The 6,979-nt window shown below is 65.3% G+C and carries 9 protein-coding genes; 3 read left to right on the top strand and 6 right to left on the bottom strand.

Translation table 11 applies throughout. The features are described from left to right. Nucleotides 1-1,102: diaminopropionate ammonia-lyase (locus tag EN745_RS25925; protein ID WP_127422585.1), on the bottom strand; the 1,102-nt coding region annotated here is incomplete at its 3' end. Between the two features lie 108 nt (nucleotides 1,103-1,210). Between EN745_RS25925 and EN745_RS25920 the strand changes: the two genes are divergently transcribed. Continuing rightward, nucleotides 1,211-1,684, top strand: coding sequence for an Lrp/AsnC family transcriptional regulator (locus tag EN745_RS25920; RefSeq protein ID WP_126055250.1), 474 nt, complete (start codon nucleotides 1,211-1,213; stop codon nucleotides 1,682-1,684). A gap of 10 nt (nucleotides 1,685-1,694) precedes the next feature. Here the strand turns inward: EN745_RS25920 and EN745_RS25915 are convergent, their stop codons facing one another. Further along, nucleotides 1,695-2,402: an SDR family NAD(P)-dependent oxidoreductase gene (locus EN745_RS25915; protein WP_127407342.1), complete on the bottom strand. Its 708-nt coding sequence runs from the start codon at nucleotides 2,400-2,402 to the stop codon at nucleotides 1,695-1,697. Nucleotides 2,403-2,693: 291 nt separating this feature from the next. Here EN745_RS25915 and EN745_RS25910 point away from each other — a divergent pair, with 291 nt between their 5' ends. After that, on the top strand, nucleotides 2,694-2,987 hold the full coding sequence (locus tag EN745_RS25910) for a hypothetical protein (protein ID WP_127407343.1): 294 nt from the start codon (nucleotides 2,694-2,696) through the stop codon (nucleotides 2,985-2,987). A 207-nt stretch (nucleotides 2,988-3,194) separates the two neighbouring features. Here the strand turns inward: EN745_RS25910 and EN745_RS25905 are convergent, their stop codons facing one another. From EN745_RS25905 to EN745_RS25895, 3 genes are all read right to left on the bottom strand, one after another. Further along, the gene (locus tag EN745_RS25905; protein ID WP_127422584.1) at nucleotides 3,195-3,887 is read right to left on the bottom strand and encodes a substrate-binding domain-containing protein; all 693 of its coding nucleotides are present in this window, start codon (nucleotides 3,885-3,887) and stop codon (nucleotides 3,195-3,197) included. Between the two features lie 120 nt (nucleotides 3,888-4,007). Next, nucleotides 4,008-4,604, bottom strand: coding sequence for a YdeI/OmpD-associated family protein (locus EN745_RS25900; protein ID WP_127422583.1), 597 nt, complete (start codon nucleotides 4,602-4,604; stop codon nucleotides 4,008-4,010). A gap of 73 nt (nucleotides 4,605-4,677) precedes the next feature. Continuing rightward, nucleotides 4,678-5,580: a S1C family serine protease gene (locus EN745_RS25895; RefSeq protein WP_127422582.1), complete on the bottom strand. Its 903-nt coding sequence runs from the start codon at nucleotides 5,578-5,580 to the stop codon at nucleotides 4,678-4,680. Nucleotides 5,581-5,804: 224 nt separating this feature from the next. Here EN745_RS25895 and yghU point away from each other — a divergent pair, with 224 nt between their 5' ends. Continuing rightward, on the top strand, nucleotides 5,805-6,674 hold the full coding sequence (yghU, locus tag EN745_RS25890) for a glutathione-dependent disulfide-bond oxidoreductase (protein ID WP_126055256.1): 870 nt from the start codon (nucleotides 5,805-5,807) through the stop codon (nucleotides 6,672-6,674). Between the two features lie 42 nt (nucleotides 6,675-6,716). Here yghU and EN745_RS25885 read toward each other — a convergent pair. After that, on the bottom strand, nucleotides 6,717-6,979 hold a 263-nt coding region (locus EN745_RS25885), incomplete at its 5' end, for a YbhB/YbcL family Raf kinase inhibitor-like protein (RefSeq protein WP_127422581.1).

Here is a 6,979-nt window from a genome sequence, read left to right as displayed (position 1 = left end):
CGCGCGAATGGCTATCGAGGTGAAGCGCCGCCCGCATCTTGCTGTCACCGGCAGCGCGGATCAACCCGGCGAGCCCCGCCCCGCCGCTCTCGCCGGAGACGATCGCCGGATCATCGCCTGAAGGCCGGGCCAGGCGGTTCATCACCGAAACGGCGTCTTCCTCGTCCACAGTCATGAAAGCATCGCCGATCCGCGACAGCACGCGCCAGGCGACGAGCGAGGGCTCGTAGCATTCGAGCATCGCCATCACCGTGGGCTTGGTGTGCGCAATCGCGACCGGCCGTCCGGCCTTTGCGGTGGCGTAGACGCAGGCCGCCCGCGCGGGCTCGACCACGACTGCCCTCGGGCGATGCTCGCCAAGCACGATGGCGAGATGGCCGGCCACCGCCGCGGCAAAGCCGCCGACGCCGGCCTGCAGGAAGACATGGGTGGGCGACTTGGGCAAGCGCCTCAGCGCTTCGCGCACGATCACGGTGTAGCCCTGCATCACCAGTCCCGGTATCCGTTCGTAGCCCGGCCAGGACGTGTCGGAGACGACGGTCCAGCCGCGCTCGGCGGCGACGCGCGCGGCTTCCCTGACCGACTGGTCGTAGTCGCCGGCTATGCGCACGATCTCGGCGCCGAAGCGGGCGATGGCCGCCACGCGTTCGTTGCTGACACCTGAATGGACGAAGATGACGGACCGCGCGCCGACAAGGCCGGCGCCCTGCGCCACCGAACGTCCGTGATTGCCGTCGGTCGCGCAGGCGAAAGTCATGCCGGCGGCAATCGCCTTGACGTCAGCGCCATGCAGTTCGGCAACATCGACCGAACGGCCGAGCCGGTTGCCGGCCTCCTCCAGCACCAGATGCATGACGGCATAGGCGCCACCCAGCGCCTTGAAGCTGCCGAGGCCGAGGCGCTTGCCCTCATCCTTGATGTGGAGCGCACCAATGCCGAGTTCGCCCGCCAGCGCCGGCAGGGCGTGCAGCGGCGTCTCGGCCTGGCTGTCACGCGCGGCAAGGAAGCGCTCGGCCGCCTCGACGCCGGCGAGCCCAAGCATAGCGGCATCCTGCGGGGTCAGCGGATGGCGATGGTCCGGGTGGCGGTTGAGCAGGAACATGGATCGGCGTTTCTCCGTCTTGATGGCTGAAATTTATTGCAAGCCGAGCGAGAAAGGCGCTCTATTTTGCCGCTTTAGATGCAAGTTTGTTTCGTTTTGGACCTCGCTATGTCCGTTTTGCCCGACCTCGACGCTTTCGACCGCGCCATCCTGGCCATCCTGCAGAAGGACAACACCACGCCGCAGCGGGTCATCGGCGCGACGGTCAACCTGTCGGCGCCGGCCGTGCAGCGACGCATCAAGCGCATGGAGGAGACCGGCGTCATCCGCGCCAATGTCGCGCTGGTCGACCCGGCCAAGGTCGGCCACCCGATCACGATCTTCGTCGAGGTGGAGGTCGAGAGCGAGCGCGCCGAGCTGATCGACGCCGCCAAGCGCGGCTTCGCCGAGGTGCCTGAAGTGCAGCAGTGCTATTACGTGACCGGCGAGGCCGACTTCATCCTGGTCGTCACCGTGGCGACGATGGCCGACTACGAGGCGCTGACGAGAAAACTGTTCTTCGAGAACAACAACGTCAAGCGCTTCCGCACGTTCGTCGCCATGGATCGGGTGAAGGTGGGGCTGGAGGTGCCGGTGGGGTGAGCAGATCCGCTCACCACGGCAGCCTTTTGCCGTTGCGGAACAAGCCGCCGGTCGGGCCATCGTCCGGCAAGGTCGCGGCCCAGACGATGCCGGCCGCCCCTGGCGCGACCGGGCGGCCGTCAGGCTTGCCCTTGTCGGCCTCCACCCAGTCAGGGCTGATGGCGTTGACCAGGACACCGGCGCCGCGCAGTTCGGCCGCGAGGATGCGGGTGAGCGCATTGAGCGTCGCCCTTCCGGTCGCGTAGGCCGGCGCGCCGGCGTTCATCGAGGCCAGCGAACCAGCCTCGGGAGAAACGATGACCAGCCGGCCATGACCGGAGGCGCTGAGCAGTGGCACGAAGGCGAAGGCCATCCGCCAGGCGCCCACGACATAGGTCTCGAAGGTCTTGCCGCCCAACGTGCGGTCAGGCCTCAGCGCCCGAGCGGATAGGGCGTAATGGACGGCGCCGTTGTTGACGAGTACGTCGAGCCGACCGAAACGGCGCTCCACCTCGGCTGCGGCGAGGGCCGGTCCATCAGGCGCGGCGAGATCCAGCGCGATGGCTTCGACATTGCCGCCGAGCTTCCTCGCCGCCGCCTCGCCCTTGGCGAGGTCGCGCACACCGACGAGTACGGTGAAGCCGAGCGCCGCGAGCCGGCGGGCTGTCTCAAACGCGATGCGGCCGTTGCCGCCGGTGACGAGGGCGACCTTGCCGGAGTGATCTGTCGTGCCGGTCATGTTGTTCTCTCAAGCTCTTCGCAATCAGAATGCGACATTCCCTCTGCCGCGCCCAGTCGATTTGCTGGAATAGAATCCTTTCGTTGCACGATGCGGCACAGGAATGGACCCGCCAGTTCCCTTTGGGCGGCCCGGAACACCGCAGCCAGCAACGGCCCTCCCCGACACAATCCAGAAACAAGATTCAACAGTCGGGAAAAACTCGCGAAAAGACCGGGTGGCATAACCCGTTCCCGAAGCAGCCGAGTGCGGCCAGCGACAACCCGATCTTCGAAAAAGGAAATGCCGATTTTGAAAAAGAGCCTCCTCTCCGTTCTCGGCCTGGCCGTCGCGCTCGCTTTCGCGGTGCCGGCACTCGGCACCACCGAAGCCAGCGCCGCTGCGACCACGGCTGCCGCAACCACCACGACCGCTGCTCCGGCCGCGGCCACCGCGACGGCGAAGCCCGCAGCCAAGGTCGCTCATCACAAGAAGCACAAGAAGCACCACAAGCATCACGCCCGCAAGCATCACCTGAAGAAGCACCGCAAGCATCACGTCAAGAAGCATCACGTGAAGAAGCACGTCGCCAAGAAGGCGGCCTAAGTCCCGCCCCCTCCCATCGGGATGGTTTCTTCATGCCGGATGATCCCGCTCCCCTCGGGATCATCCCTCCCCCGGAAACGCCGCCCCTCACCGGGCGGCGTTTTCGTTGGTTGGCTCGACACGGGCTGACTGCCGGCGTCAGCAGCCTGGCCAGGAAGGCACTCATCAGACGATGCGATGAGCCGATTGCTACTTATCAAGCACGCTTTAGTGTCGCTCGACGCCCTTCGCCGCCAGGATGCCATCGACGGCTGGCGACATCAGAAATTCCGACAGTTGCCTGGCAACTTCTGCGTCCGTTGAATGGGCGCTGATGCCGATGGCGAAGTCAATGTAACTTTGGAGTTCTGCCGGAAACCGCCCGACAAGCATGACCTCGGGAGCGGCGGCGAGAATCGAAGTCACAGGCACCACCCCCAGCTCGGCTTCCCCTCGGCCTACGGCCGGCGCTGTCTGCCCTCCTGGTATGGCCACCAGCCTAGGCTTCACCTCATCGGATATTCCCAAGCGTTCCAGCAAACCGGAGAAGTAGCCACCGCTGGTCCCGTCACTGGCGTAAGCGATTGATCTGGCGCTCTTCAACGCATGTCCGAATGCTTGCACGGACCCAATATCGAGCGCTCGACTGCCTGCCTTGGCCGCCACCCCCATTGCTATCCGGCCAAACGCGACCTGGCTTCCCGCCCTGACCTTTCCCAGGGCGGTCAGATCCTCAACCAGGTGCGGATTGGTGATGACGAGGTCAAAAGGCTCCCCGGCCTCAATCTGCTTCTTTACCGTCGGATTGAGTTCCCACTTGACTGCAACATTGAATCCTGTGGCCGTTTCGAACCGGGATACGAGAGAAAGGACGGCGGGGCGAACCGCAATTGCGCCAAAAAGCCGGATGTCCTGGTTCATGGCCTGACCTGAAATCGCTCGAGACGACCTTCCTTATAGTACGCATCCAAGCCTGCGCTCCAGGGTCCGGCAATTCTTTACTCTGCCTTCGTGCCGACCTCCACTTTGGCGTGACGCGCTCTAAGCCCGCTTTTGCGGATGGATCGTCTCGCCGCGCTTCAGCATCTCGACGAGGTCGGCGATTTTCTTCCGGCGGCCGGCCTCGGTCTTCATGTTGTGGGTGCGGAAGGTGAGCGCGAAGCGGTTCTGGGCGCTGAGCCCAGCCAGCATCGCCTTCGCCTTCGGATCGGCGTCGATGGCGGCCTGCAGATCCGGCGGGATGGTCATTTCCTTGGCCGAATAGGCGCGCGCCCAGCGGCCGTCGGCCTTGGCCGCCTCGACTTGCCTTAGCCCATGTTCGGTCATGCGGCCCGCCTCGACCAGGCGGGCGACATTGTCGACGTTGATCCTGCTCCAGGTGCTCTTTTTGCCGCGCGGCGTATAGCGCTGCAGGTAGCTCTTGTCGTCCAGGCTCTTGCGCACCGCGTCGATCCAGCCGAAGCACAGCACGACGTCGATGGCCTGCTTCGGCGTGATCGAGGGCAGGCCGGAACCGACCTTGTGTAGCTTGATCCAGACCTCGGTCTCGCTGGCGTGGTGACGGGCGAGCCAGGCACGCAAGCGCTCGGCATCGGCGAATTCATGCACCTTGCCGGGATCGACTTTCACGGGCGGCATCAGACGGATCCTCGTTGCGCAGCGCCGAAACTGCCGATCTCCCCCCTTCTGGAGGAGATCGGCAGCTTCAACCTCACTGCAGATGCGGCTTCCTGAGAAAGCTGTTGCGGTCGGCGGATTTCACGCGGAGCCAGGTTTCGCGGCCGTCGCGCACCACTCTGAGCGGGATTTCGGAGCCGGCCGGGTTCTGCCAGAGCTTGCGGTAGAAGTCTGCCAGCCCGTCGACCCCGCCGTCCCTGACATCGGAGATGATGTCGCCCTGGCGCAGGCCGGCCTCGGCGGCGGGGCCGCCTTCGGTGACGCTCATCACCACCACCACGCCGTTCGACTCGGCCGAGAAGGCGCCAAGCCACGGGCGCGGCGGTTTCGCCACCTGGCCGCGGGTCAGGAGATCGTCGAGGATCGGCGGCAGAAGGTTGATCGGCACGATCATGTTGATGTCGGCAACCTCGCCGGCACGGCTCATCTGCAGGCGCAGCGACCCGACCCCGAGCAGGTTGCCGACCTTGTCGAACAGCGCCGCCCCGCCCCAGGAAGGATGAGCCGGCGCGATGAAGATCGCCTCGTCGAGCAGGTATTCCCAATAGCCGGCGAATTCCTGCTTGGTGACGATATGGGCGCGAACGCTCTGGCCGATGCCGTCGACCAGCGACACGGCATCGCCAACGCTGGCCTTGTGGGCATCGCCCAACGCCACCGCAGGCAGGCCGAGTGGCGACAGCGCCTGCACCAGGCCGAAACCCGATTCCTGGTCGTAGGCTAGCGCATGCGCGGGCACGACGCGGCCGTCCTGGTCGGTCAGCCAGACCTCCTCGGCCTCAGTGATGAGATAGCCGATGGTCAGCACCAGCCCATCGTCGCGGATGACGACGCCGCTGCCCTCGCGGCGCGTGCCCAGCGTGTTGGCGGTGAAGGCATCGTCCGGAACCATGGCGCGGACGGCCACGACGGAGCGCGAGATTTGTTCGAGGGTCATCGGTTCATCCTGGGGGGCGGTTTCTTCTATAGGTATGGCGGATGGGGTGAGGCGCAAGGGTTGCCTTTCCCTCTTCCCTTGCGAGGGAAGAGCTCAGCAGCGTTGGCCCAGATAATAGTTCAACAAATTTTGGACTTCCCTATTTGACGCGCGCCCGGTCGCACCTAAGTTTAGCTCGAACCGACCGATCAACCCGCGCCCCCGCCAACCCTCAAGGCTCCCCCATGAACCAATACACCCCGCCGAAAGTCTGGACCTGGAACAAGCCGAATGGCGGCACTTTCGCCAGCATCAACCGGCCAATCGCCGGCCCGACGCATGACAAGGAACTGCCGGTCGGCAAGCACCCTCTGCAGCTCTATTCGCTGGCCACGCCCAACGGCCAGAAGGTGACGATCATGCTGGAGGAGCTTCTGGCGCTTGGCCACAAGGGTGCCGAGTACGACGCCTGGCTGATCCGGATCAACGAAGGCGACCAGTTCGCCAGCGGCTTCGTCGAGGTCAATCCCAACTCCAAGATCCCGGCGCTGATGGACCGCAGCGGCGAGAAGCCGATCCGTGTCTTCGAATCCGGCTCGATCCTGACCTATCTGGCGGAAAAGTTCGGCGCATTCTTGCCGAAGGACCCGGCGGCACGGGCCGAAACCTTCTCTTGGCTGTTCTGGCAGATGGGCTCGGCGCCCTACCTCGGCGGCGGCTTCGGCCATTTCTACGCCTATGCGCCGGAAAAGATCGAGTATGCGATCGACCGCTTCGCCATGGAGACCAAGCGGCAGATGGACGTGCTCGACCGCAGGCTGGCGGAGAGCGAGTACCTCGCCGGACCGGACTACACGATCGCCGACATGGCGGTGTGGCCCTGGTATGGCGGGCTCGCCAAGGGCCGCATTTACAATGATTCCGGGGAGTTCCTGGCCGTGCAGGAATACAAGCACGTCCAGCGCTGGGCCGACGCCATCGACGCCAGGCCGGCGGTGAAGCGCGGCCGTATGGTCAACCGCCTCTCCGGCGACCCGGCCTACCAGCTGCACGAGCGCCACGACGCCAGCGACTTCGAGACGAAGACGCAGGACAAGCTGCTGGCGGCGGAATAGCTGAAGCTGCCGATCTCCCCGCGAGGGGGAGATCGGCAGCCTCTAGCGCTCATATGTATAGGTCACCGTTGCCGTGCCGAGCGACTGCGCCTTCGCGGCGGCCGCCACCGTCGCGGGAGAAGCGCTCGCCTTGGCGTGGAGCTTCGCCGCCTTGAGGGCATAGAGCGTGAAGACATAGTGATGCGCGCCGCTGCCGGGCGGCGGGCACGGGCCGAAATAGCCGGCGCGCCCGATGTCGCCCTTGCCGAGCACGGCGCCCTTGGGCAAGCCCTTGCCGCCCTTCGAGCCGGCGCCTTCGGGCAATC

This window comes from Mesorhizobium sp. M4A.F.Ca.ET.022.05.2.1 (assembly GCF_003998845.1).
Lineage (GTDB): Bacteria > Pseudomonadota > Alphaproteobacteria > Rhizobiales > Rhizobiaceae > Mesorhizobium.
Note: the sequence above shows the minus strand (reverse complement) of the source record. Positions and strands in the feature narration are given on the sequence as shown.